Annotated in this window: 1 protein-coding gene and 1 pseudogene; one reads left to right on the top strand and one right to left on the bottom strand. The window is 58.7% G+C overall.

From position 1 onward, the window contains the following. Nucleotides 1-207, bottom strand: a pseudogene (locus Y708_RS0101715) (hypothetical protein); the annotation flags it as partial. Between the two features lie 521 nt (nt 208-728). On the opposite strand from Y708_RS0101715, the gene Y708_RS27250 reads away from it, so the two are divergent. After that, on the top strand, nt 729-1,211 hold the full coding sequence (locus tag Y708_RS27250; protein ID WP_051478431.1) for a hypothetical protein: 483 nt from the start codon (nt 729-731) through the stop codon (nt 1,209-1,211). Nucleotides 1,212-1,309: the final 98 nt, after the last annotated feature.

Genomic DNA, 1,309 nt, shown 5'->3' with positions numbered 1-1,309 from the left:
CACATCAGCCTCAACACTGGTGAAACCGTGTTTAAGGGCATCGAACAGGGGCCGTTCGTGCTCATAGTCATTATGGGCGTGGGCTGCCTCGCGCGGGGTGCCAAGGACGACGTCGTCCGGCGCCTGAGTTGCATTTGCCGGAACGGCGACGGAGACGGCAAGGGAAGTACAGGCAAGCAGTAGCGCAAGCGGCCGGATGATGGACATGGTCCTCAACTTCCTAGTGGGGGTTTATGGCCCTCCTACGCTAGGAAACGGAGGTAAACAGCAGAATTACGCTCACTGGCGCCCAGGTGAGACCCGCAGGCTTCAGAGTGCCATAATTCTCACGAGTATTCGGACTCACCTCTGTTCAACGGGCAGCGTGTCCCCGCGTTGGGACAATCAGTATTCGCTGAGGGACGGTCCGGACGCTTGCGGATAAGATCAACGCGCGAGACCATGCTGCTCGAGACCGTGAATTGATGATCCTCGGCAAGCTCGATCGAAACCGCCGCTTATGATGCCCGCAGGGTCGGATAGAGCGAAGATTCACTGAAGGGCTTCGAATCGCCAATCGGGTCGGGTCTGCGATGGTAGCCCATGCATGGAGTTGCATTCCTTCTGACAAATCCGATCGTTCCATGGTGACGAATCCCTTATGTCTGCTTGGGCCACCAACCGACGAACATCATTGATCTCAGGCGCGTCCTAAATGCCCAAGCGCCGTTACCTGATTGGAGCCACGCATGTCAGCGAAAACCAAAGGCACGCTCCCCCAACCGGCCGGGACCCGCCCCAGGCAGCTTGGCGTGCCCTTTAGACGTCCGCTGCGAGGGCTCGCCGTAGCCGCACTGGTCGTGGCAGGCGCGGCTCATATTCCCGTTATTCCGGACCATCTCCTCGAGGCTCCATACATCGGAATCCTTTTCATTCTTCTTGCCGCGGGCAGCTTTGTCCTGGCTGGCGTGCTTTTCTTCCATGACGTGGTAGCGGCCTATGTCCTCACCGCCGTGGTGATGGCCTTGGCCCTAGTCGCCTACGTCATCTCACGAACGCTCGGTCTCCCCCTGATCGGTGACGACGTTGGCAACTGGCTGGAACCACTCGCAGTGGTGTCGGTCATCGCTGAGCTCGTAGCCTGCGCGGCCGCTATTGCCTTGAGCCGGAGATCTCCGAATCAGCCCGGTACCCGCACCAGCACCGCTACCGGAATTTGTCAAGGTGAATGAGGCCAGTGGGAATTAGGCTGCTGCTTTTGTGTCGTTTTTCTCGGCTGGTTTGTTGATCCAGGCGGTGTTGGGGATGGCGAGGATTTTGGGGTCGTTGT

Origin of the sequence: Arthrobacter sp. H5 (assembly GCF_000520595.1) — a bacterium.
Lineage (GTDB): Bacteria > Actinomycetota > Actinomycetes > Actinomycetales > Micrococcaceae > Arthrobacter_D.
This window is presented reverse-complemented; position numbering and strand designations above follow the sequence as displayed.